Below are 24,827 nucleotides of genomic sequence, written 5' to 3'. Positions count from 1 at the left end.
CACGAAGGTGGGGCGGACCCCGCAACGGAGTCCGCCCCACCCGAGCCCGTGAGCGGTCAGCCCGCCCGCGTGAACACCGCGACCGTGCGCGCCGGTACGGTGAACGTGCCCGAATCCGCCGCACAGGACGAGGACTTCACGACGGAGTCCGCGCCCGCCGCCTGCACCGGGTGCAGCCGGTAGTGCGCACCGGCGAGCGCGGCGACCCGCTGCTCCTGCTTCTGCGGCGTCGCGTTGAACACCACGACGAGGTCACCGAGTCGCATGGTGATCACGCCCGGCGTCTCGTCCTTCCCGGACAGCGGAAAGGACAGCTGCGACTGCACCTGCGCCGCCGTGCCGAGGGAGAACGCGCTCTCCGTCGTACGGATCCGCAGCAGGTCGCGGTAGGCGGCCGAGGCCCCGCCGATCTGCGGGCACCCGACGCCGACCGACCCCAGCAGCGGCTTGGCGTACGACCACTTGGACTCGTTGTCGGCCGCCATGGGCAGCCCGCGCCCGAAGCCGTTGCCGTCCGCGCAGTTCCAGTGGATGGCGTTGAACCAGTCACCGCTGTCGAAGGAGTTGCGGTCCAGGGACTTGGAGCGCAGCAGGTCCGTGCCCGCCTGGGAGAGGGAGGGCCCCTGCGAGAGGGCGGCCGTGGCCATCGCCAGGACCTGCATGCGGGCCCGGTCGGACGCGGAGGTGTCCCCCGGCAGCTTGTAGGTCAGGGCGTCGAACAGCGACTCGTTGTCGTGCGCGTCGACGTAGGCGAGGGCGTCGCCCGGCGCGTCGGCGTACCCCGCGGGTGAGCCGTTGTAGTCGACCCCGGCGCCGGTGACGTCCTTGCCGTCGGTGTCGGTGAAGCGATACGTGGCGAGGTTGCCGCTCAGGCCGACCTTGATCAGGTCCTGGTAGTGCAGAAGGCGCGCCTTCTGCTCCTGCGGACTGCCGTTCGCGGTCGATGCGTTGGGGTCGGTGTACAGCCCGGACGCGAAGCCCTGGATGCGCGGGTCCGAGTCGAAGGGGCCGCCGCCGCGCACCGCGTCACGGGCGCGGTCGGAGAAGGTGGCGATGCCGGTGCCGGCCATGTTCTTCTGCGTGGCCTGCACGAACCGGGCGTCGTCGGCGACCTCCCCGAAGTTCCACCCCTCGCCGTACAGGATGATCTTCTTGCCGTCGACGCCGTCCTTCGCGACGGTGAGGGCGTCGAGGGCCTTGCGGACGGCGAGGATGTTGGCCTTCGGGTGGTGGCCCATGAGGTCGAAGCGGAAGCCGTCGACCTTGTACTCCTTGGCCCAGGTGACGATCGAGTCGACGACGAGCTTGCCCATCATGGCGTTCTCGGTCGCGGTGCCCGCGCAGCACGTGCTGGTGGCCACGCTGCCGTCCGCGAGGAGCCGCTGGTAGTAGCCGGGCACGATCTTGTCGAGGACGGAGGTGTCCGCCTGGCCGCTGGCCGCCGTGTGGTTGTAGACGACATCCATGACGACCCGCAGGCCGTCCTCGTTGAGCGCCTTGACCATCTTGCGGAACTGGACGGTCCGGGCGGTGCCGTCCGGGTCGGTGGCGTACGAGCCCTCGGGGACCGTGTAGTGGTACGGGTCGTAGCCCCAGTTGTAGGCGTCCTTCGCGGCGATCTTCGCGACGCACTCCTGCTGCTTGTCGGAGTCGGGCGCGTAGGAGGCGAGGTCGCAGTCGGTACTCGCCTGGTCGGCCTTCTTCTCGGGGATGGTGGCGATGTCGAAGGCGGGCAGCAGGTGCACGTACGACGTGCCGGCCTTCGCCAGCGCGCGCAGGTGCTTCGAGCCGGCGCTGCCTCGGTCGGTGAAGGCGAGGTAGCTGCCCCGGTCCGCGGCCGGGACGGTGGTGTCCGCGACGGAGAAGTCCCGGATGTGCAGCTCCTGGATCTGCGCGTCCTTCAGCGGTACGGCCTTGGGCTTGGCCAGGGTCGACCAGCCTCCGGGGGCGAGGGCCCTGTCGCCGAGGTCGACGACGAGGCTGCGCTCGGAGTCGGCGGTGAGCGCGACCGAGTACGGGTCGGTGACCAGGTTGGTGACGACCTTGCGGACGCTGGGCGCCCAGACCTTCACCGCGTACCGGTAGGGCTTGTTCTTCCAGGACGCGGGCCCGGTGACGGACCAGACCCCGGTGTCGTCGTCGCGGTGCATCCGCACGGTGGAGCCGTCGAGGTCCAGCGCCACGTGCTGCGCGGTGGGCGCCCAAACGGCCAGCGTGGGCCGCCCGTCATGGAACGTCGGCCCGAGCCGCGCCGCCGTCGCGTCGTACACGTCGTCCAGTACGCCGGCGATCTGGACGCCGGTCGCGGCGAGCACGGCGCCGCTCGCGGCGCGCTGGGAGGCGACGAGCTGGCCGCTCAGCGCCTCGCGCACCCGACCGCGGTCACGCGGGTCGACGGACCAGGCGGTGTAGTCCTTCAGGTGCGGGAACTTGGCCTTCTGGGCGTCGGTGAGGGTGGCTTTGGACAGCCGCAGCCAGCGCTCGTCGTCGCTGGTGAGCGTGCCGTCCTTCACGGCGATCGAACCGTCGTGGGAGTACAGCAGCTGGGTGGAGGCGGCGCCGTCGGCGCCGTTCCAGGCGACCGTGTCCCGGTCGATCCAGATCGCCTTGGATGCGGTCGGGTCGAGAGCGGCCGCGCTGCCCGCGGGCTGCGGCAGCAGGTACTTCTCCTGGCCGTTCACCAGCCACACCTCGTAGCCGTTCGCCTTGAGGTCGAGGGACTGGTCGGTGGGGAGATCCTTGTCGTCGCCCTTGTGGACGATGTAGCTGAGGCTGGTGGCACCCTCGGTGAGCGGCACCTCGAAGACCGCGCCATAGGGGTCAGTCTTCACCGGCTTCAGGGGGTCCGACCAGTCGGTGGGGTGCGCGGCGCCCGTCCAGACGTGCAGGCCCCAGCCGTCGTAGTTCCCGTCGGCGCGGTGGTAGTGGATGACGGCCTTGGTCCTGTCCTGCGCGGGATAGTCGGGCCGCTGGGTCAGGACGTCCGGCTTGCCCTGCTCGACCCACACCTCACCGGTCTTGGTGACGTCGATGGACCGGTCGGCGGATACGTCCTTGTTGCCGTCCTTGTCGATGACCAGGAACCCGACGTCGGAGGCGCCCGGCTTGAGCTTGACGTAGGCGAAGGCGCCGTACGCGTCGCGGCCGGTGAAGGGGTGGCTGGCGGGCCAGTTCGTGGCCTCGCCGTCGGCGAGGTCGCCCCAGGCGTACAGGCCCCAGTCGGCGTAGTCGCCGTCGGCCCGCTTGTAGTGGACGATCGCGTAGTCCCGGGAGGACGCCGTCGGCACCTCGGGGGCGGGCGGGGTGCCGGTGGTGCTGTCGGCGGTGGCGCTCGCGGTCCGCCCGGCCGAGTCGATCACAACGGCCTTGTAGCGCAGGGCGGTTCCGGTCGGTACGTCCCTGCCGATGGTCTGGGTGACCTTGTAGGGAGCGTGGTCCGCGGAGCCGAGGGTGTGCCAGGCGCCGTCGCCGACCTGGGCGGCGAAGACGACGCGGTCGAGCTGTCCGCCGTCGGTGTCGGCGGAGACCTCGACGGTGCCGGTGGCGCCCGCGTCCGGGGCCTCGAGGGTGAGCGCCGGCTTGGCGGCGGGCTCGGCGAGCGGGCCGGACGCCTTGTAGACGACGGCGGTGCCGGCGGGGACGGTGACGGTGAGCCTGCGGTCGGCGTCGGACCTGGCCGCGGCGGTGGTGCCGTAGATGCCCTGGTACGCCATGTCGGCCGAGCCGGTCGCGAAGGTGGCCGTCTTCTCCGCGTCCGCGTTGTTGAGGGCGACGACGTACTCGGCACCCGTGCGGACGTCCGTCCGGGTGAACGCGTAGATCCCGGGGCCGTCGGCGGCGTAGCGCTGGGTCTGGACGCCGTCCGTCAGGGCCGGGTTGGCCTTGCGCAGCTCGGCGAGGGCCGCGATCTCCTTGTAGAGCGGGGCACTCGTGTCGTAGGCGTCGTCGGCGTGGGTGCGGTCGGTGCCGATCTCGTCGTCGTCGAGGTAGTCGGCGACCTTGGAGGCGAACATCGTCTGTCGGGCGTCCTTGTCGCCGCCGGAACCGGTGAAGCCCTGCTCGTCGCCGTAGTAGACGACGGGGTTGCCACGGCTGAGGAACATCAGCTCGTTCGCGAGCCCGTCCTTGCGCAGGATCTCGGCGTCGCTGGCCTTCGGGTTGTCCTGCTTCAGGAAGTACCCGATGCGGCCCATGTCGTGGTTGCCGAGGAAGGTGACCTGCTCGTAGGCGTTGGCCTTGTCGGTCGTGTACTTGTAGTCGTCGCCGAAGACCCCGGCGAGCCTCTGCGCGCTGCCGCCCTGGGAGGCGAAGGCGCGGGCCGCGTCCTGGAAGGGGAAGTCGAGGGTGGCGTCGAGGCGGCCCTGTGTGACGTACGGGGACGTGATCGAGGTGTCGGCGGAGTAGACCTCGCCGAACATGAAGAAGTTCTTACGGCCGTGCGCGGCGGCGTACTTGTCGAGCGCGGTCGCCCACTGGCTCCAGAACTCCATGTTCACGTGCTTCACGGTGTCGATCCGGAAGCCGTCGACGCCGAAGTCCCGCACCCAGCGCTCGTAGATCCGCTCCATGCCCGAGACGACCTCGGGCCGCTCCGTCCACAGGTCGTCGAGGCCGGAGAAGTCGCCGTAGGTGGCGTTCTCGCCGGCGTACGTCGAGTCGCCGCGGTTGTGGTACATCGTCGGGTCGTTGAGCCACGACGGGACCTTGATGTCGCGCTTGCCGGCCGGAACGACCGGCGTGCGCGGGAAGGAGGCGGTGGAGACGGCGGGGAAGCCCTTGTTCCCGGCGGCGTAGTCGGCGTCGTCGAAGGGGCGGCCGTCCTTGGTCAGGTAGGGGAAGGCGCCCTTGGAGAGGTAGTCGTAGGACTTGCCCTCGTAGTCGACGACGTCGGCGGTGTGGTTGGTGATGACGTCGAAGAAGACCTTCATGCCCTTGGCGTGCGCCTGGGAGATGAGGGTCGCGAGGTCCTTGTTGGTGCCGAAGTGCGGGTCGACGCGGGTGAAGTCGGTGATCCAGTAACCGTGGTAGCCGGCCGAGGCGTTGGTACCCGTCCCCTGCACGGGCTGGTTCTTGAAGATGGGGGCCAGCCAGATGGCGGTGGTGCCGAGACCCTTGATGTAGTCGAGCCGCTTCGTGAGGCCCTTGAGGTCGCCGCCCTGGTAGAAGCCCTTGTCGGTGGGGTCGTAACCGGTGCTGAGGCGTGAACCGGTCAGCCCGCCCCGGTCGTTGGAGGCGTCCCCGTTGGCGAACCGGTCCGGCATGGCGAAGTAGAACTGCTCGCGGGTGTCGTCGTGCCGCGCGGGCGCGGCGGCGAGCTGCGCGTCGGACGGAGGCGGGGGCGGCGCGGAGGCGTGTGCGGCGAGGGGCTGCACCAGCGCGGCGGCGAGTGCCACGGCGGTGACGGCCGCGGCCCGTCTCGCGTGCGGGAAACGGCGCTTCCAGGGCGCCGGCCATCTCGGTATCACAGGCGTGAACTCCTTGCGATTGCGGCTCTGTCGGGATCGACCCCCACACCGCGGCACGGCTTCGATGCCGGGCGCCCGCGCGACCGTATCGCCAACGCAAGGCTTACAGCAAGAGTCTTGAAAGTGACAGCAAGACCTTTCAGTACCAAGGTCGACCGATGCCCGGCGCCCGCGCGCGGGTGCCGGTTCGTGTGCCGGGTGTGCTCAGCCGCCGAGCAGCTCGGACAGGGGCTGGTCCGGGGCGAGTTCGATGCCCAGGGTGCGCAGGTTGCCGTCGAGCACCGACCAGATGGAGCAGGTGAGGAACTCGGCGAGCCGCCCGCTGGTGAGCTCGCGCGACGTGGCCGCCAGCCAGTCGTTGACCGTGGCGTCCACGAATCCGACGACCCCGACGGCGAGCGACCGCGCCAAAGGACCTTCCTGGCCGTGGGACTTCAGGACGGCCGCGAACAACTCGCCGACCCGCAGGGCGATCGCGACCTTGGTGCCCGCGACCACTCCGGAGCCCTCGCCCGGCGCGACGGTGCCCACCCCGAGGAAGGCGTGCAGCCGGGGGTGCAGGCCGATCCAGCCGAGATAGGCGTCGACGGCACGCCGGACGGCCGCCATGACCGTGCCGTCGGGCGCCAGGGTCGGGGCGAGATCGGCCATGAGCGACTCGACGATGCGCCGGCGTATCAGCTCGTCGAGTTCGGCACGGTCCTTGAAGTGCCGGTACACCACCGACCGCGGCAGCCCGACGCGTTCGGCGATCCGCTGGACGCCGACGTCGGGCCCCTCCTCCTCGATGGCGGCCACGGCGGCGTCGATGACGTCGATCTGACGCCGGGCCTTGTGCGCGCTCCAGCGGGTCGAGCGGCCGTCGGCCTCGGCCCGCCGCTTCGTGGTGTCCGCCATCCGATCAGCATAACGACGCGCCAAGACGGCTCAGCGGCGCACGGAGACGGCGCCGCGAGCGCGCGGAGGATGCCTCACACCCCGAGGAACCGCCCGATGATCTCCTTCATGATCTCCGTGGTGCCGCCGTAGATGGTCTGCACCCGGCTGTCGAGGTACGCCTGCGCGACCGGGTACTCGCTCATGAAGCCGTAGCCGCCGTGCAGTTGGAGGCAGGTGTCCACGACGCGCTTCTGCAGCTCGGTCGTCCACCACTTGGCCATGGCGGCGTCCGCGACCGTGAGGCCGCCCTCGTTGTGGACGGTGATGCAGCGGTCCACGAAGGTGCGGGCGATCTGGAGTTCGGTGGCCATCTCGGCGAGGCTGAAGCGGTTGGCCTGGAAGGAGCCGATGGGCCGGTTGAAAGCCGTGCGCTCCTTGCAGTACTCCAGGGTCGTCTCGAAGATCTTCTCGGCCGCCGCCACGGCCGCGACCGCGATCGAGAGCCGCTCCTGGGGCAGCGCGTTCATCAGGTGGACGAACCCGGAGTTCTCCTCGTCGAGCAGGTTCGTCACGGGCACCCGGACGTCGTCGAAGAACAGCTCGGCGGTGTCCTGCGCCTTCAGGCCGATCTTCTCCAGGTTCCGGCCGCGCTCGAAGCCGGGCATCCCACGCTCGACCACGAGCAGGCTGGTGCCGTGGGCGCCCTTCTCCGCGTCGGTCTTGACCACGACGATCACCAGGTCGGCGTTGATGCCGTTGGTGATGAAGGTCTTGGAGCCGTTGACCACGTAGTGGTCGCCTTCGCGCACGGCCGTGGTGCGGACGTTCTGCAGGTCGCTGCCCGCGCCGGGCTCGGTCATCGCGATGGCCGTGATCAGCTCGCCCGAGCAGAAGCCGGGCAGCCAGCGCCGCTTCTGCTCCTCGTCGGCGAGCCCCCGCAGATAGGGGGCGACGACGTCGTTGTGCAGCGTGAAGCCGACCCCGGACGCCCCGGCGCGCACGATCTCCTCGCTGAGCACCGCGTTGTAGCGGAAGTCGACCACTCCCCCGCCGCCGTACTCCTCCGGCACGTCCATGCCCAGCAGCCCCAGCTTGCCGGCCTCGGTCCACACTTCACGCGGGACGATCCCGTCGCTCTCCCACTGCTTGTGGAAGGGGGTGATGTGACGCTCCACGAAGGCGCGCACGGTGGCGCGGAAGCTCTCGTGGTCGGCGGTGTACAGCACGCGGTCCATGGCGGGGCGGTTCCTGTCGCTAGGCGGCAATGAGGTACGGGTCGAACGGGTGCTTGCGGGTGTGGCGGGACAGCACGCTGTCAGGACCGGCGCACCACCGGCAAGAGCAGGCGCCGTCGTGGCGCCGGGGGCGCCTGCCGTGCCGTGGCGAGCAGGGCCTCCCGGTCGGTGATCTTGACGCGGGGGCGTCCCCGGAGCGCGCCCGCCGCGCGTTCGGCCCGGTCGATCGCCTGCCAGCCGTCGAGTCCCACGGCGTCCGCGTACGCCGTCGCGACCGTCGCGTCCGCGCCGCCCGTACCGGCCGCAGGGGCGGTGAGCAGTCCGGCCTCGAAGTCGTCGAGGAGCGCCTCGACGGTCTCCTCCGCACACGACTTGTTGGTGCCGATGAACCCGCTGGGTCCGCGCTTGATCCAGCCGGCGACGTACACGCCCGGCTCGACGCGGCCCCGCTCGTGCGGCACCGTGCCGGTCGCCCCGTCGAACGGCAGGCCCGGCACCGGGCGGGCGCGGTAGCCCACCGAGCGCAGCACGAGCGAGGTCTCGATGACGTCGGTGGCGCCGGTGGGGACGGCCCGTACGGTGCCGTCGGCGTCCGTGCGCAGCTCGGTGCGGGCGACCTCGAGTCCGCTCACGCGCTCGCCGCCGAGGACGCGCGTCGGCGTGGCCAGGAAGCGCAGCACGATGCGCCGCCGCCCCGGCACGGGTGTCCGGGCGGCGAGTTCGGCGAGCAGCGCGGTCTTGGCCGAGGTGTCCTCGGCCAGGCCCTCGGGCCACCCCTCGACGACGACGTCGATGTCGTCGAGGGCGGCGAGCGCGAGCAGTTCGGGCAGCGTGAAGGAGGCCTCGGCGGGTCCGCGCCGGCCGAGGACGACCACCTCGCGCACCCGACTGCCGCGCAGCGCCTCCAGCGCGCCGTCGGCGATGTCGGTGCGGCCGAGCGCCGCCGGGTCGGCGGTCAGGACGCGGGCCACGTCCAGGGCCACGTTGCCGTTGCCGACGACCACCGCGCGCTCGCAGTCCAGCGCGTACGTCGTGGCGCCGTGGTCGGGGTGGCCGTTGTACCAGGCGACGAAGTCGGTGGCGGCCACGCTGCCGGGCAGGTCCTCCCCGTCGATGCCGAGCCGCCGGTCGGTCGCGGCGCCCACCGCGTAGACGACGGCGTGGTGGGTGCGGAGCAGGTCCTCGTGGCGCAGGTCCCTGCCCACCTCGACGCCCAGCCGGTACGAGAAGCCGGGCTGGCCCTCGATGGCCTCGAAGAGCCGGGTGACCTGCTTGGTGTCCTGGTGGTCCGGCGCGACCCCCGCGCGCGCCAGGCCGTAGGGGGTGGGCAGCCGGTCGAGGACGGTCACGCCGACGCCCGGGTGCTTGAGCAGTTCGTCGGCGGCGAACAGCCCCGCCGGACCGGCGCCGACCACGGCGACCCGCAACTCGCCGTCGGAAAGCCGCCGTTGCCTGGGAACCAGCGCGAGCGGCGTCCGGACCGCATGCGGATCGTCGTCGTAGTAGGCGGCGTTGAGGTCGAGGAACGGCCGCTCGCCCGCCGTGAGCCGGGTGTGCGGTTTGAGCGCGTCCACCGGGCAGGCCGTCGCGCAGGCGCCGCAGTCGACGCAGGCGCGCGGGTCGACGTAGAGCATCTCGGCCTCGGCGAAGCCGGGCTCGCCGGGCGCGGGATGGATGCAGTTGACCGGGCAGGCCAGCACGCAGGAGGCGTCGGCGCAGCACGACCGGGTGACGACGTAGGGCATGGGCGGCTTCTTCGCTCGGGCGCCCGATGGGGCGGCTCGGTGGTACGACTCGTCGGTGGGGCTTGCCCGCGCGGCTGGGTCAGGCGGCCAGCGACGAGGGCTGGCCGCGGTAGCGGGAGGGGCGGCCGTCGATGCGGAGCATCTTCCACACGCGCCGGGAGGTCTTGTTCATCAGCCCGATGTCCTCGGCGAGCATGCGCACGTCGGCGAAGAGGTCGCGCAGCATCTTCTGCCCGTCGGCGGACTTCCAGAAGATGTCCTTGATCACCCAGTACGGCACGCCCATCTTCGCGGCGGTCTTGCGGTCCGGGATCACGATGACGTCGCCCAGCAGGCGCATGATCAGCGGGAACGTGACCGACAGCGCGCCCCTGCGCACCTTGCCGTAGCCGGGGACCTTGGTGCGCAGGAACTCGTGGGCGAAGGAGATGTGCCGGGCCTCCTCGGCGACGTGGATCTGCATGATCCGCCGCAGCAGGGGGTGGCCCTCCTCGCCCGAGCGCAGGATCGCCTTCTGGAGGTGGTCGATCGGCTCCTCGCCGGCCAGTACGCCGGTGAAGAACGCCTCCGGCAGCAGCGAGGCGGCCAGTGGCAGGAAGCGGCTGATCGCGCGGAAGGAGCGGCGGCCCCCGTGCGCGTCGAAGCCGGAGCGGTTGACGAACTCCTGGAACATCTGGGTGTGGTGGGTCTCCTCGGTGATCTCGTGGGTGAGATACCGGAATTCGGGGTTCTGGTTGCGCAGGTGGAAGAGGTAGTCGAGCGCCCCGCGCATGAGGACGTTCTCGAACTGCATGCCCACCTTGGCGACGTTGGCGTACCGCCACAGCCCTATCTCCGCCCGGCGCTCCGGCGACTGCTCCCGGTACCAGGGGTGTCCGCCCAGCGGGTCGGCCTCGGGCAGCACCCAGCGGGGGTCGTGGGGATCGACGGCGAAGTCGGGGTTGTCCCAGTCGATGTCGGTGAACGCGTCGAAGTGGACGTGCACCGATCCCTCGGAGAGGGTCTGGAGCACCTCGTGATACGTCTGCTGCCTTGTCATGGCTGTCCTCGATCCGACGGAGGGTCAAACGGTCAGGCCACGGAGGCCGGGTCGGGCTGGTCCGCGGGCCGTGCGGCCGCGGCCCGGCGGCCGAAGCGCAGGGCCGGGTCCTCGATCGGGGAGCGCCGCAGCGCACGGCGGTCGCGGTAGTAGTTGTTCCAGATGCGCCAGGGCGCGCGGGTGCCCTGCCGGGGCATCACGGTGTCGCCGCGCGCGATGTAACCGGAGGTCAGCGAGTCGCCCATCGCGGACTCGGCGGCCCGGTCGGCGTCCGTGGCGACGGGGGTGACCTCGGTGAAGTCCCGCTCGTCCATGTACGTGAGCAGCCTGCTGATGTACTCGGAGGCCATGTCGGCCTTGAGGGTCCAGGAGGCGTTGGTGTAGCCGAGGACGATCGCCAGGTTGGGGACGCCGTCGAGCAGTACGCCCTTGTAGATGACGTGGTCGCGGGTGTTCACGGGCCGCTCGTCCACCTCGATGCGCGCGCCGCCCGCGATCTGCACCCGCAGGCCGGTGGCGGTGACGATGATGTCGGCCTCGATCTCCTCGCCGGACGTCAGCCGGACGCCGGTCTCGGTGAACGTCTCGATGTGGCCGGTGGCCACGGACGCCTCGCCGCTCCTCAGCGCCTTGAACAGATCGCCGCCGGGCACCACGCACAGCCGCTGGTCCCAGGGCTTGTACGACGGGGTGAAGTGCCGCATGTCCACGCTTCCGCCGACCTGTGCGCGCACGCCGGCCAGCAGCACCTTGCGCATGACGGTGGGCGCCGACCGGCAGACCGCGTACAGGGCCCGCTGGAGCGCGATGTTGCGCGAGCGGCCGAACCGGTACACCAGCCCGGCCGGGACGCCCGCCTTGCGCATCAGGCGCGCGACCGGGTCGTGGTGCGGCAGCGACAGGACGTACGTCGGTGAGCGCTGGAGCATGGTGACGTGGGCCGCGTCGCCGGCCATCGCGGGCACCAGGGTGATGGCGGTGGCGCCGCTGCCGATGACGACGACGCGCTTGCCGCGGAAGTCCAGGTCCTCGGGCCAGTGCTGCGGGTGGACGACGGTCCCGGTGAAGCGCTCCTCGCCGGGGAAGTCGGGCCGGTGCCCCGCGTCGTAGTCGTAGTAGCCGGTGGCGTTGACGAGGAACGCGCAGGTGTAGGTCTCGCTCTCGCCGGTGGACTCGTCCAGGGCCTCGACGGTCCACTGGCCGGCCTCGCTCGACCAGCTCGCCCGGACGGCCTTGCGGCCGAAGCGGATGTGCCGGGAGACGCCGTGCTCGTCGGCGGTCTCCTGGACGTAGCCGCGGATGTCGCCGCCGTCGGCGAGGATCTTGGTGCCGTGCCAGGCGCGGAAGCGGTAGCCGAAGGTGTACATGTCCGAGTCCGAGCGGACGCCCGGGTAGCGGAAGAGGTCCCAGGTGCCGCCCACGCGGGCGCGCCGCTCCAGGATCGTGTACGTCCTGCCGGGGTTGTGCTCGGCCAGGTGGCAGGCGGCACTGATGCCGGACAGTCCCGCGCCGATGATGAGCACATCGACATGCCGTTGCTCCATGGGCGTCTCCCTCTTCCTGCCGCCGTGCCGTGTGTAGTGCCGCAACCTACCTGCGACAGCGTGTTTCAGATACCGGCCGCGCAAAGTTATTTACGTCACGTCTAACGACGGCAGGGAGAGGGAACTGCCCTTTCAGCAGGTCGACTTGCCCGCGTAGAGAGCGAGCGCGGTGTTCGGGGCGACCGACGCCGTGAACCAGCCGGTGCTGTTGACCGTCACGGTCCGGTTCGCCTGTACGTCGCAGTAGGTGCCGGCGGGCAGCGAGGTCTGGTACGAGCGATTCGCCGTCGTGCTCTCGTGGTTGATCACCACATAGCCCTTGCTGCCGCGGCCGAAGGTGATGAGGTTGTCGCCGTCGTCCCACCAGTTGGTGACCGCCTGGCCGCGGGTGGCGTTGCGGAAGGCGACCATGGACTTGATCTCCGGCCAGGCGTGCTGGCACTTCCAGCCGTCGACCCAACAGGCGTTGACCACACCGTTGTTGGGCGGACCCGCGTCCGCGTTGGACCACTCGTACCCGGAGTTGATGTCCGGGGCGCCGTAGGGCCAGGCCAGCATGAACACGTTGGCCAGCGTGTAGTTCGCGCCGTCCTTGTAGTTCAGCGTGCTGCCGTTGCGCTCGGTGTCGTGGTTGTCGACGAAGACGCCGGCGCCCGAGCCGGGCAGATAGCCCCAGGGCTCACCGAAGTTGCTGAGGTAGGCGAGCTTCTCGGTGGTGAAGACGCGCTTGAGGTCGTAGGCGTAGCGGAACTCCTGGACGTCGCCGTTGCCCGTGTACTCGGTGGGCTGCACCGCCTCACCCGCGCCGTAGATGACCTCCTGCTTCCAGTAGGCGGACGGATTGGTCAGGCGAGACTTGATGTTGGCCAGGTCGGCCGTGTCGATGTGCTTGGCCGCGTCGATGCGGAAGCCGTCGACGCCCAGGGAGAGCAGGTCGTTCATGTAGTTCGCGATGGCCTGGCGGACGTACTCCTCGCCCGTGTCGAGGTCGGCGAGGCCCACGAGTTCGCAGTGCTGGACGTTCCAGCGGTCCTGGTAGTCGGTGACCTGGGCGGTGCAGTCGTCGAAGTCGGCCGAGGAGTACAGGCCCGGGTAGTTGTACTTGGTGTACGACGAGCCGCCGGTACCGGTGCCCGAGCCCGCGGACATGTGGTTGATCACCGTGTCGACGACGACCTTGACCCCGGCCGCATGACAGGTGTTCACCATGTTCTGGAACGAGGCGCGGTCACCGAGGCGTCCCGCGATCTTGTAGCTGACGGGCTGGTACGACGTCCACCACTGCGAGCCCTGTATGTGCTCGGCGGGCGGGGAGACCTGGACGTAGCCGTAACCGGCGGGGCCGAGGGTCGTGCCGCACTCGCGGGCGACCGAGCCGTAGTTCCACTCGAAGAGGACGGCGGTGACGTCCTTGGTGCCGGGCGGCGACGCGTCGGCGATAGTCGGGGTCATGACAAGAGCGGCAGCGGCCAGGGCGGTGGCCCCGGCAAGGGTTCTGCGTGCCATGGGGGGCTTCCTTCGTCGTTGAAGGTTCTTGCTGAAAGGTTGCGAAAAGCTTGCGGTGGCGCAGATGGTAAAGGCCCGCCACCCGAATGGGCAGCGGGCCGGGAGAAGTCGAGGGCAGAATTTTCCGGTCGCGGGACCGTCAGGCCGTCGTCCACCACACCGTCGTGTCGGCGGGCACCTTCGCCTCGCCGTCGGCCTCGGTCACCTCACCGCTGGCGATCAGCACCCGCCCGTACGACCGGGTCGTCACCGACTCCCCCGAGGTGTTCGCGACGCACACGAACTCCCCGCGCCGGAAGGCGAGGACGCCCTCGGGAGCGCGCAGCCACTCCACCGCGTCGCCCGCGCCGAGATCGGGCTGCGAGCGGCGCAGGCGCAACGCCGAGCGGTACAGCTCCAGCGTCGACCCCGGCACCCCCTCCTGCGCCTGCACGCTCAGCCCGCCCCAGTTCTCCGGCTGCGGAAGCCAGCTCCCGCCGCTGCCGAAGCCGTACGAGGAGCCGGTGCGCGTCCACGGGATCGGCACCCGGCAGCCGTCGCGGAAGCCGTCCTGGCCGTCGCCCCGGAAGTACGCCGGGTCCTGGCGCACCTCGTCGGGCAGGTCGACGACGTCCGGGAGGCCGAGCTCCTCGCCCTGGTAGACGTACGCCGATCCGGGCAGCGCCAGCATCAGCAGCGTGGCGGCACGGGCGCGGGCGAGGCCCAGGTCGCGGTCGCCCGCGGTGCGGATCTGGGTCCCGAGGCCGGGCGGGTTGGCGAAGCGGGTGGCGTGCCGGGTGACGTCGTGGTTGGACAGGACCCAGGTGGCGGGGGCGCCGACCGGGCGCATGGCCTCCAGCGTGCGGTCGATGACCGTGCGCAGTTCCTTGGCGTCCCAGTCGGTGCTCAGGTACTGGAAGTTGAAGGCCTGGTGCAGTTCGTCGGGGCGGACGTAGCGCGCGGTGCGCTCGACCGTGGGGGTCCAGGCCTCGGCCACGAAGATGCGGTCGCCCGGGTACTCGTCGAGGATGGTGCGCCACTGGCGGTAGATGGCGTGCACACCGTCCTGGTCGAAGAACGGCATGACATCGTTGCCCAGCAGCTTCACCTGGTCGTGGGCGCCGAGGTCGGGCAGGCCCTCGGCCTTGACCAGGCCGTGTGCCACGTCGACGCGGAAGCCGTCGACGCCCATGTCCAGCCAGAAGCGCAGGATGGAGCGGAACTCGTCGCCGACCGCCGGGTGGTCCCAGTCGAAGTCGGGCTGCTCGGGGGCGAAGAGGTGCAGGTACCACTCTCCCCCAGTCCTCGACCGGGAGGTGCCCCCAGGCGAGCCGTCCGGCTCGGTCACCCGCGTCCACGCCGGGCCGCCGAAGATCGACTCCCAGTCGTTGGGCGGCAGTTCGCCGTTCTTCCCCTTGCCGGGCCGGAAGTGGTAGCGGTCCCGCAGCGGGGAGCCCGGCCCCTCGGCGAGGGCCCGCTTGAACCACTCGTGCTGGTCGGAGGAGTGGTTCGGGACCAGGTCCACGATGATCCGCAGGCCCTGCGCGTGGGCGTCGCGGATCAGCGCGTCGGCGTCGAGCAGCGAGCCGAACATCGGGTCGACGGCACGGTAGTCGGCGACGTCGTAGCCGGCGTCGGCCTGCGGCGAGGCGTAGAACGGGCTGAGCCACACGGCGTCGACGCCGAGGTCGCGCAGGTAGGGGAGTCGGGAACGTACGCCCTCCAGGTCGCCCATGCCGTCGCCGTCGCTGTCGGCGAAGCTGCGCGGATAGACCTGGTAGATCACCGCGTCCCGCCACCAGTCGCGGTGAGCGGCGACGGTGGCGAGGGCCGTGTTCGGGGCCGGGTCGGCGGAGTGCTGGCTCATGGCGTCCTTGCTGCGTAAAGGAGTTCGGTCAGTGCGGCGTGGCTGCGGCGGCCGGGCATGAGACGGCCGCGTGCCGGCGGTGTCGGGGCGTCAGCCCTTCGTGCCGCCCGCGGTGAGGCCGGTCACCAGGTTCTTCTGGACAAGGTAGAAGAACACGGACACGGGTATCGCGATCAGCACCGCGGTGGCGGCCATGTAGTTCCACTGCGCGTCGTGCTCGCTGATGAAGCTCTGCAGACCGACGGCGAAGGTGTAGTTCGAGTCGTCCAGCATGAACGTGGTGGCGAAGGCGACCTCGCCGACGGCCGTGATGAAGTTGTAGAAGGCCGCGACGGCCAGTCCCGGGCGGGCCAGCGGCAGGATCAGCCGCGCGAAGGTGCCGAAGGGGGTGAGCCCGTCCACGCGTCCCGCCTCGTCGATCTCGAAGGGGATGGTGTCGAAGTAGCCCTTGAGCAGCCAGGCGCTGTACGGCACGGCGGTGGTGCAGTTGATGATGATCAGGCCCCAGTAGGTGTCGATGAGGCCGAGTTCGCCGAAGATCTCGTACATCGGCACGATCAGGATGGCGATCGGGAAGGCCTGGGTGAGCAGCAGCACCCACATGAGCGACCGGTAGCCGGGAAAGCGCATGCGCGAGACGGCGTAGCCGGTGGTCGCGGCGACGAAGACGCCGATCAGGGTGGTGCCGAGGGCCACGATCATCGTCGACTTGAGCCAGTCGAAGAACGGGGTGTGCTCCAGCACGAAGCGGTAGTTGGCGAAGGTGGTCTTGCCGGCGATCGCGCCGGGGTGCAGGTAGTCGTCCTTGTCCGGGCCGAGCGACAGGAAGAACAGCCAGCCGACGGGGGCCAGCGCGACGAGGCTCGCCAGGACGAGGCCGCCGTGCAGCAGGGCGGCGCCGAGCGGGCCGCGCTCGCCGCGCGGGCGGGTCCGGCGGGACCGGACGGCGGGGGCCGGCTCGGCGTGTGACTTCTCGAGGGTCGTGGTGCTCATGGCGGCGGCTCCTGCGGCGTCAGACGGCGAGCTGGTCATTGCGCTTCAGCCAGCGGAAGTAGAAGGAGGTGAAGACGGCCAGGATCGACAGCAGCAGCACGCCGTACGCGGCGGACTGGGCGAAGTCGCGCGGCTGCTGGCCGAAGCCCAGGTAGTAGGCCCAGGTGACGAGGATCTGGGCGTCGGGCGCGCTGTAGGGGCCGAACAGCAGGAAGATGATGGCGAACTGGTTGAAGGTCCAGATGACGCCGAGCAGCACCACGGTGGCGCTGACCGAGCGCAGCCCCGGCAGGGTGACGTGCCGGAAGCGCTGCCAGGCGCTCGCACCGTCCATCTCGGCGGCCTCGTAGAGCGAGGAGTCGATGGACTGCAGGCCGCCGAGCAGCGAGAGCATCTGGAACGGCACACCGCACCAGGTGTTGACCATGATCGCGGCGAACCGCTGCCAGAAGGTGTCCTCCAGCCACTGGGGCTCGGGCAGGTGGAGGGCGTGGAGGACCTGGTTGAACACGCCGGAGTCGGCGAGCATGATCCGCCAGGAGAAGACGCTGACGAAGGTCGGCACCGCCCAGGGCAGCACGAGCACCATCCGGTAGAAGGTGCGGCCGCGCAGCTTCTCGTTCAGCATGAGCGCGAGGCCGAGGCCCAGGGTGTAGTGCAGGGTCACACAGGCGACCGTCCAGAAGGCGGTCCACAGGAAGTGCGACCAGAACCGGTCGTACGCCGTCGGGCCGAACAGGACGTCCTGGTAGTTGTGCAGCCCGATGAACTTGTAGGTGGCGTCGATGTGGTTGACGCCGATCGTGCGCGCCGAGTTGAGGCTGTTGGCGTCGGTCAGGGTGAGGTAGAAGCCGCGCAGCAGCGGGTAGCCCACGATGAGGCCGAGCACGACGAGCACCGGCGCGATCATCGCGTACGCGTACCAGTGCTTGTGGAATCCGTTCTTGACGCGCCGGCCCAGGCCGGGCCGCGGGGCACGGTCACCGCGGCGCTTGCCGGTCGCACGGTCGATGGCGACTGTCATGGTTCGACACCTTCGGGGAGGTCAGGAGGCGGGCCTGGGCACAGGCCGGTGGCCGCCGGATCCCTCCCCCCAAGTGGGAGATCCGGCGGCCACACGGGTCTTACTTGCTGAAGTCCGGGACCAGCTTGGCGATCGCGAGCTCGACGTTGCTCAGGCCCTTGTCCAGGGGCTCCTTGCCACCGGCGATCTTGGGCAGCTCGGTGTCCAGCGGACCCCACAGGGAGCTGTACTCGGGCAGCGCCGGGCGCGGCTGGGCGGCGGCGAGCACACCCTGGTAGCCGGCGATGCCCGGGTCGGACTTCACCTGCGCCGTGTAGGCGTCGTCACGGGTGGGCAGCGTGGAGTTCTTCAGGGCGATGGCCTCCTGGGACTTCGCCGAGGTCATGAACCGCACGAGCTTCAGCGCCGCTTCCTGGTGGGCCTTGTCGGAGCCGGCGTAGACCGAGAGGTTGTGGCCGCCGGTCGGGGCGCCCGCCTTGCCGGCGGAGCCGGCCGGGACGGTGGCGATGCCGAGGTTGGCCTTGTCCTTGAAGGCCGAGCCCTTGTAGAAGTTGGTGATCTCCCAGGGGCCCTGGATGATCGAGGCGACCTTGCCGGTGACGAACGCGTCCTGGATGTGGGCGTAGGCGTCGGCGGTGGTGTCGGCCTTGTGCAGGCCCTTGCCGGAGAACAGGCCGAGCCAGGTGCCGTAGGCCTTCTTGGCGGCGGGCGAGTCGACGGTGATCTTCTTGGCGGCGGCGTCGACGGTGTCGGTGCCCTCGCCGTACAGGAAGCTCTGCGCGTAGTACGCCTGGGTGGAGCCGGAGTAGCCGTCCACACCGGCCTTGGCCTTGAGCTTGGCGGCGTCGGACTTCAGCTCGTCCCAGGTCTTGGGCGCCTCGGCGATGCCGGCCTTCTTGAACAGGGCCTTGTTGTAGACCAGCGCGAGCGTGTCGGTGACGATCGGCACGCCGTACGTCTTGCCCTGGTACTGGGCCTGCTTGATCAGGTTGGGCTGGAACTTGTCCTTCTCGGCGAGGGCCTCGGTGCCGTCGAGCGGCAGGAAGAAGCCCTTCTTGGCGAAGGCCGGGGTCCAGCCGACCTCGGAGCGCAGCACGTCCGGGGCACCCTTGGCGCCGGCGGCCGTGTCGAACTTGTTCTGCGCCTGGTCGAAGGGCACGTCGACGTACTTGACCTTGATGTTCTTGTTGGCGGCCTCGAACTGCTTGACGAGGGCCCGGTAGGTCGGTGCCTCATTGGTGGCGTTGGAGGTGTCCCACCAGGTGATGGTGACCGGCCCGCCGGACTTGTCGCTGCCGCTGTCGCCGCCGCCGCAGGCCGTCGCCGCGAGGGCGAGGGACGCCACGAGCGCGGTGGCCGCTATGCCACGCCGCATGAGTTCTCCTTGAGGGTGAAAGCCCGTGTGGTGCAGGTCGCGGCCCCGTCCGCCGCCCCCTGCGACTTGCCGACCGCGTCGATGGGGTGCCCCCGCTCGAGCGAAGCCGAGAGTGGGGGACGCCGCCGGGCGACGAGAACGTAACAGCGTTGTAAGCGCTGCCGAAAGAGCTTGCAGAAAAAAAGTGCAAGGGCTTTGGAGAGTTACCCCGCCGTGACCGGGTCTCGATCTCCTCGCGACCCTGATACCGGGCCGCTCAGCGGGCCGAGGCACACTTGTGCAAGACTCTGCAAGCTCTTGCCATACCCGTCCGCCGCCGGGATCATCCGTTTGCAGAGCGGGCGTACGGCGACGTAGAGAGGCGTTGCGGCGTCGACGTACCGGGGTGTGGCGGCGTACAGGGACGTACAGGGCGGACGCCGACCGGCAGGGCGGCCGAGCAGAAGGACGAGGGAGCGCGATGACGCAGCAACCGGCAGCGGGCCGTGGGGCCGCTCGCGCACGCCGTCCGATCGGCGAGTCCGGGCCCGTGCCGACCCGCCTCGCCGACATCGCCGCGCAGGCGGGGGTGAGCGAGGCGACCGTCAGCCGCGTCCTCAACGGCAAGCCCGGCGTCGCCGCCGGCACCCGCCAGTCCGTCCTCGCCGCGCTGGACGTCCTCGGCTACGAGCGTCCGGTACGCCTGCGGCAGCGCAGCGAGGGCCTGGTGGGCCTGATCACCCCGGAACTCGAGAACCCCATCTTCCCGGCCCTGGCCCAGGTCATCGGCCAGGCCCTGACCCGCCAGGGCTACACCCCGGTGCTCGCCACACAGACCCCGGGCGGGTCGACGGAGGACGAGCTGACCGAGATGCTCGTCGACCGCGGCGTGGCCGGCATCATCTACGTCTCCGGGCTGCACGCCGACACCACCGCCGACATGCAGCGCTACGAGCGGCTGCGGGCACGGGGCGTGCCCTTCGTGCTGGTCGACGGCTTCTCGCCCAAGGTGCAGGCGCCGTTCATCTCCCCCGACGACCGGGCCGCGATGCATCTGGCGGTCACCCATCTGGTGTCACTGGGCCACACCCGGATCGGACTGGCACTCGGCCCGAAGCGCTTCGTGCCCGTTCAGCGGAAGATCGAGGGTTTCGTCCGCACGATGCAGGACCTGTTGGGCCTGAGCACGGAGGCGATCGAGTCGGAGCTCGTCCAGCACTCCCTGTACACCCTGGAGGGCGGGCAGGCGGCCGCGGCGGCGCTCGTCGACCGGGACTGCACGGCGATCGTGTGCGCCAGCGACATGATGGCGCTCGGCGCGATCCGGGCGGCCCGGCAGCGCGGCCTGGAAGTCCCCCGGGACGTCTCGGTGGTGGGCTTCGACGACTCCCCGCTGATCGCGTTCACCGACCCGCCGCTGACGACGGTCCGCAAGCCGGTCCCGGCCATGGGGCAGGCGGCCGTACGCACGCTGCTGGAGGAGATCGGCGGCACGCCCGCGCCGCACAGCGAGTTCGTGTTCATGCCGGAGCTGGTGGTACGGGGGTCGACCGCCTCGGCTCCTGGGGAGCGGGTGCGGGCCTGAGGCCTGCCCGGGTTTCGCCGGGTCGCCGTCTCCCCCGAGTCCCTCCCGGATCGCCGTCTTTTCTGAGTCTTCCCCGGGTCGTCATCTCGCCGTAGGACATGCGAGAGGAACCTGACCTTGGGATGATCTATTGAAGAAGGCTTTTCTGGCAAACTCTAGGCCATGCCCATGAGTGACTCGACCGTCACAGAGTCGGAAGGTCGCGCACAGACGGCCGCTCCGCAGCCCGTCACGGGCGAGGACGCACCGGGTCGCTTGCGTCGTCTCAGTGGTCCGCTGCAGCTGCGTCATCTGCGGACTCCCCGGCGACCCCGGTTGTGGTTCGAAATCCTCCTGGTGGCGGTGAGTTACTGGACCTACTCGCTCATCCGCAACGCGGTCCCGGAGCAGAAGGGCGAGGCCCTGCGCAACGCCGACTGGGTCTGGACGGTCGAGCACCAGCTGGGTGTCGCCGCCGAACAGTACGTCAACCATGCCGCGAACTCCGTGACTTGGTTGATCGTCAGCATGAACTACTACTACGCGACACTGCACTTCGTGGTGACGCTGGGTGTGCTGGTGTGGCTGTACCGATGGCACCCCGGCCGCTACGCCGCGACACGGCTGGTGCTGTTCGCGACGACGGGCGTGGCCCTGGTCGGCTACTACCTGTTTCCGCTCGCGCCACCCCGGTTGATGAACGGCGGCCGCTTCGTCGACACGGTGGCCGTCCATCACACCTGGGGCTCGATGGCCTCCGGCGACCTGAAGCACATGTCGAACCAGTACGCCGCGATGCCCTCGATGCACATCGGCTGGTCACTGTGGTGCGGGCTGACGATCTTCGCCCTGGCGTCGGTGCCGTGGGTGCGCGTGCTGGGTCTGCTGTATCCGGCCACCACGCTGCTCGTCATCGTCGCCACCGCCAACCACTTCTGGCTGGACGCGGTGGGCGGGGGGTTGTGCCTGGGGTTCGGATTTGCGGTGGCTGGGGTTTGGTACGGGCGGGTGCCGTATTTGCTGCTCGGTCGCCTGCGGGGCGCCTGAGCCGTGTCTATTGCTCGGTCGCCTACGGGGCGCCTCAGCCGGTGACGAGACGGCCCTCGTGCTCAGCCCTTCGGGCCTCCGCGCGAGCGCCGTCTCGTCACCGGCGCGCCCCTTCGGCTCCCTCGGGGCCGGCGCGTGGGGACGCGTGCCGTTGGTGGGCCCTTGCCGTTCGCCCGTGTGGGCAGGTTGGCCGGTGTCAGGGGCGTTTGCGGGTCATGCGCCGTAGAACTTCTTTTCCATCAACCGGTCTGGCTCCCTCGGGGCCGGCGCGTGGGGACGCGTGCCGTTGGTGGGCCCTTGCCGTTCGCCCGTGTGGGCAGGTTGGCCGGTGTCAGGGGCGGTCGTAGGTCACGCCCCGTAGAACTCCTTTTCCATTACCGCTCTGGCTCTGCGCGTCGTACGGCGGTAGTCGTCGAGCATGTCGCCCACGTGACCCTCGCCGTAGCCCAGGTAGCGGCCCACCGCGGCCAGCTCGCGGCCGTGGGAGGGGAACGTGTCGCCGGCCCGGCCGCGGACCAGCATCACGGCGTTGCGGACCCGGGTCGCCAGGACCCACGCCTCGTCCAGGATCTCGGCGTCCTCGCCGGAGAGGAGACCGGCCTCGTGGGCCGCGGCCAGGGCCTCGCGGGTGCGGGTGGTGCGCAGGCCCGGTTCCGCCCAGCCGTGCTGGAGCTGGAGCAGCTGGACCGTCCACTCGACGTCGGAGAGGCCGCCGGGGCCCAGCTTGGCGTGGAGCCTCGGGTCGGCGCCTCGGGGGAGGCGCTCGGACTCCATGCGGGCCTTCAGGCGGCGGATCTCGCGCACCGCGTCCTCCCCGAGGCCCTCGGCCGGGTAGCGCAGGGGGTCGACGAGGTCGATGAAGCGGCGGCCCAGGTCCTCGTCGCCGGCGACCGGTTCCGCCCGCAGCAGCGCCTGGGACTCCCAGATCAGGGACCAGCGGCGGTAGTAGGCCTCGTACGACTTCAGGGTGCGGACGAGGGGGCCGGACTTGCCCTCCGGGCGCAGGCCCGCGTCGATGAGCAGCGGCGGGTCGGTGCTGGGGATCTGGAGCAGGCGGCGCATCTCGGCGACCACCTTGTTCGCCGCCTCCGCGGCCTCCCGCTCGTCGACGCCCTCGCGCGGCTCGTGCACGAACAGGACGTCGGCGTCGGAGCCGTAGCCCAGCTCGTGGCCGCCGAAACGGCCCACGCCGATGATCGCGAAGCGGGTGGGGAGGCTGTCCCCCCAGCCCTCGCGGACCACGGCGCGCAGCGTTCCGGCGAGGGTGGCGGCCGTGATGTCGGAGACGGCGCCGCCGACCCGGTCGACCAGCGCGCCCGGGTCGGCCTCGACGGGCTTGGTCTCGGTGCCGTAGGTGTCGACGATGGCGGCGGCGGCCGTACGGAACAGTTCGCGGCGGCGGACGCCGCGGGCCGCGGTGACCGCCTGGTCGGCGCTGCCGGCGCGGCCGACCGCGGCGAGGATCTCCTGCTCCAGCTGGGCGCGTCCGCGCGGCTCCAGTCCGCCCTTGCCGCCGTCGCCGTCGCCGAGCAGGGCCACGGCCTCGGGTGCGCGCATCAGCAGGTCGGGGGCGAGGCGGCCGGCCGACAGGACGCGGGCCAGGTTCTGGGCGGCGGCGCCCTCGTCCCTCAACAGCCGTAGGTACCAAGGGGTCTTGCCGAGCGCGTCCGAGACCCGGCGGAAGTTCAGCAGGCCCGCGTCCGGGTCGGCCGAGTCGGCGAACCAGCCCAACAGGACCGGCAGCAGGGTGCGTTGGATGGCGGCCTTGCGGGTGACGCCCGAGGCCAGGGCCTCCAGGTGGCGCAGCGCGGCGGCCGGGTCGGCGTAGCCGAGGGCGACGAGGCGCTCACGGGCCGCCTTGGGGCTCAACCTGGCTTCGGTGGGGCCCAGTTGGGCGACGGCGTCGAGCAGCGGCCGGTAGAAGAGCTTCTCGTGCAGTCGGCGTACGGCGCCGGTGTGCCGCTTCCACTCGCGGACCAGCTCGGTCACCGGGTCGGTGCGCAGCCCCAGGGAGCGGCCGAGGCGGCGCAGGTCGTCCTCGCCCTTGGGGACGAGGTGGGTGCGGCGCAGCCGGTGGAGCTGGATGCGGTGCTCCATGCTGCGCAGGAAGCGGTAGGCCTCGTCGAGCTGGACCGCGTCGGCCCGGCCGATGTAGCCGCCGGCGGCCAGGGCCTGCAGGGCGTCCAGCGTCGTACGGCTGCGCAGGGAGGGGTCGGTGCGGCCGTGCACCAACTGCAGGAGCTGGACGGCGAATTCGACGTCCCGAAGGCCGCCGGGGCCCAGCTTCAGCTCGCGCTCGATCTCGGCGGCGGGGATGTTCTCGACGACGCGGCGGCGCATCTTCTGCACGTCGGCGACGAAGTTCTCGCGCTCGGCGGCCTTCCAGACGAGCGGCTCGACGGCGGCGACGTACTCCTCGCCGAGCTCCATGTCCCCGGCCACCGGGCGGGCCTTGAGCAGCGCCTGGAACTCCCAGGTCTTGGCCCAGCGCTGGTAGTAGGCGAGATGGCTGTTGAGGGTGCGCACGAGCGGCCCGTTGCGGCCCTCGGGGCGGAGGTTGGCGTCGACGGGCCAGATGGACCCCTCGACCGTCGTCTCCGAACAGATCCGCATCATGTGCGAGGCGAGCCGGGTCGCGGCCCCGAGCGCCTTCCCCTCGTCGGCGCCGCCCGCCGCCTCCCCGACGAAGATCACGTCCACGTCCGAGACGTAGTTCAGCTCGTGCCCGCCGCACTTGCCCATCGCGATCACCGCGAGCCGGCACAGCGCGGCGTCCTCGGCCGCTTCGGCGCTAGCGAGGGCGAGGGCGGCGCGCAGGGTGGCGGTGGCGAGGTCGGCGAGCTCGGCGGCGGTCTGGGCGACGTCGGTGGTGCCGCACACGTCGCGGGCGGCGATGGACAGCAGGCAGCGGCGATAGGCGACGCGCAGGCCGACCGGGTCGGTGGCCTCGGCCAGCCCCCGCTCGAACTCCGCCACCCCGGGGTGCAGGTCCTCCGGCTCGTAGGTGACCAGCGCCTCCCAGTCACGCGGATGCCGGGCGAGATGGTCGGCGAGGGCCGCGGAGGCGCCGAGCACCCCCAGCAGCCGGTCGCGCAGCGGCTTGGCCGAGATGAGGGTGTCGAGCAGCTCGCGGTGGGCGGTGTGCCCGGGCTGCGCCTCCAGCAGCCGCACGAGGCCGTGCAGGGCGAGATCGGGGTCGGCGGTCGCCCCCAGTGCCTCCAGCAGCACCGGGTCGTCACGCACGGGCGCGAGCTCGGCGCTGTCCAGCAGCCGCTCGGCGGCCGAGGGGTCCGTGAAACCGTGCCGCAGCAGCCGAGTGAAGGTACTGCTCCTGCGCCCCGGCTTCATCCGCGGCCTCCCCTCGGATCAAGGTGGTCCTGGCCCGAGCCTATCCGGAGAGTGCGGGGGCGGCTGCGGGGCGGGGGTGAGGGGGCCGGCGGCTCACCTGGAGCCTTCGTCCGCAGAGCACCTGGCATGCGTCCGCGGAGCACCCATGGCGCATCTGTGGCGCACCCGCGGAGAACCTTCACTGACGGCCGTCGCCTCCTCAATTCGCGCCCCGCGGAAAGCAGTTCACGCCGTTTTC

General features: G+C 70.7%; 14 protein-coding genes. 2 read left to right on the top strand and 12 right to left on the bottom strand.

The annotated features are described in order from the left end of the window. Positions 1-56: 56 nt before the first annotated feature. From pulA to ABZ910_RS24600, 11 genes are all read right to left on the bottom strand, one after another. Positions 57-5,465 carry a pullulanase-type alpha-1,6-glucosidase gene (pulA, locus tag ABZ910_RS24650; RefSeq protein ID WP_361368858.1) on the bottom strand — a complete coding sequence of 1,803 codons (5,409 nt, stop codon included), beginning with the start codon at positions 5,463-5,465 and terminating at the stop codon, positions 57-59. A 204-nt stretch (positions 5,466-5,669) separates the two neighbouring features. Then, the gene (locus tag ABZ910_RS24645; protein WP_361368857.1) at positions 5,670-6,362 is read right to left on the bottom strand and encodes a TetR/AcrR family transcriptional regulator; all 693 of its coding nucleotides are present in this window, start codon (positions 6,360-6,362) and stop codon (positions 5,670-5,672) included. Positions 6,363-6,436: 74 nt separating this feature from the next. Next, positions 6,437-7,579, bottom strand: coding sequence for an acyl-CoA dehydrogenase family protein (locus tag ABZ910_RS24640; RefSeq protein WP_361368855.1), 1,143 nt, complete (start codon positions 7,577-7,579; stop codon positions 6,437-6,439). Positions 7,580-7,659: 80 nt separating this feature from the next. Then, positions 7,660-9,324: an FAD-dependent oxidoreductase gene (locus ABZ910_RS24635; protein ID WP_361368853.1), complete on the bottom strand. Its 1,665-nt coding sequence runs from the start codon at positions 9,322-9,324 to the stop codon at positions 7,660-7,662. A 79-nt stretch (positions 9,325-9,403) separates the two neighbouring features. Next, entirely contained in the window at positions 9,404-10,363 is a 960-nt protein-coding gene (locus ABZ910_RS24630; protein ID WP_361368851.1) for a diiron oxygenase, read from the bottom strand. Between the two features lie 32 nt (positions 10,364-10,395). Next, positions 10,396-11,907, bottom strand: a complete 1,512-nt coding sequence (locus ABZ910_RS24625; protein ID WP_361368849.1) for an NAD(P)/FAD-dependent oxidoreductase — start codon at positions 11,905-11,907, stop codon at positions 10,396-10,398. A 132-nt stretch (positions 11,908-12,039) separates the two neighbouring features. Next, positions 12,040-13,413, bottom strand: a complete 1,374-nt coding sequence (locus ABZ910_RS24620; RefSeq protein WP_361368848.1) for an alpha-amylase family protein — start codon at positions 13,411-13,413, stop codon at positions 12,040-12,042. A gap of 139 nt (positions 13,414-13,552) precedes the next feature. After that, complete coding sequence (locus ABZ910_RS24615) at positions 13,553-15,259, bottom strand: glycoside hydrolase family 13 protein (RefSeq protein WP_361368846.1); 1,707 nt, start codon at positions 15,257-15,259, stop codon at positions 13,553-13,555. 90 nt (positions 15,260-15,349) lie between these two features. Continuing rightward, complete coding sequence (locus ABZ910_RS24610; protein WP_361368845.1) at positions 15,350-16,252, bottom strand: ABC transporter permease subunit; 903 nt, start codon at positions 16,250-16,252, stop codon at positions 15,350-15,352. Between the two features lie 19 nt (positions 16,253-16,271). Further along, positions 16,272-17,276 (bottom strand): sugar ABC transporter permease, encoded by a 1,005-nt coding sequence (locus tag ABZ910_RS24605; protein ID WP_361368843.1) that lies wholly within the window; start codon positions 17,274-17,276, stop codon positions 16,272-16,274. 100 nt (positions 17,277-17,376) lie between these two features. After that, positions 17,377-18,651, bottom strand: coding sequence for an extracellular solute-binding protein (locus tag ABZ910_RS24600; RefSeq protein WP_361368841.1), 1,275 nt, complete (start codon positions 18,649-18,651; stop codon positions 17,377-17,379). Positions 18,652-19,180: 529 nt separating this feature from the next. Here ABZ910_RS24600 and ABZ910_RS24595 point away from each other — a divergent pair. Both ABZ910_RS24595 and ABZ910_RS24590 read left to right on the top strand, forming a co-directional pair. Next, complete coding sequence (locus tag ABZ910_RS24595; protein WP_361368945.1) at positions 19,181-20,215, top strand: LacI family DNA-binding transcriptional regulator; 1,035 nt, start codon at positions 19,181-19,183, stop codon at positions 20,213-20,215. A 168-nt stretch (positions 20,216-20,383) separates the two neighbouring features. Further along, positions 20,384-21,241 (top strand): phosphatase PAP2 family protein, encoded by an 858-nt coding sequence (locus ABZ910_RS24590; RefSeq protein WP_361368839.1) that lies wholly within the window; start codon positions 20,384-20,386, stop codon positions 21,239-21,241. A 348-nt stretch (positions 21,242-21,589) separates the two neighbouring features. Here the strand turns inward: ABZ910_RS24590 and ABZ910_RS24585 are convergent, their stop codons facing one another. Continuing rightward, positions 21,590-24,589 (bottom strand): bifunctional [glutamine synthetase] adenylyltransferase/[glutamine synthetase]-adenylyl-L-tyrosine phosphorylase, encoded by a 3,000-nt coding sequence (locus ABZ910_RS24585; RefSeq protein ID WP_361368837.1) that lies wholly within the window; start codon positions 24,587-24,589, stop codon positions 21,590-21,592. Between the last annotated feature and the right edge of the window lie 238 nt (positions 24,590-24,827).

It is taken from the genome of Streptomyces sp. NPDC046805 (genome assembly GCF_040645355.1).
Taxonomy (GTDB): Bacteria; Actinomycetota; Actinomycetes; order Streptomycetales; family Streptomycetaceae; genus Streptomyces.
This window is presented reverse-complemented; position numbering and strand designations above follow the sequence as displayed.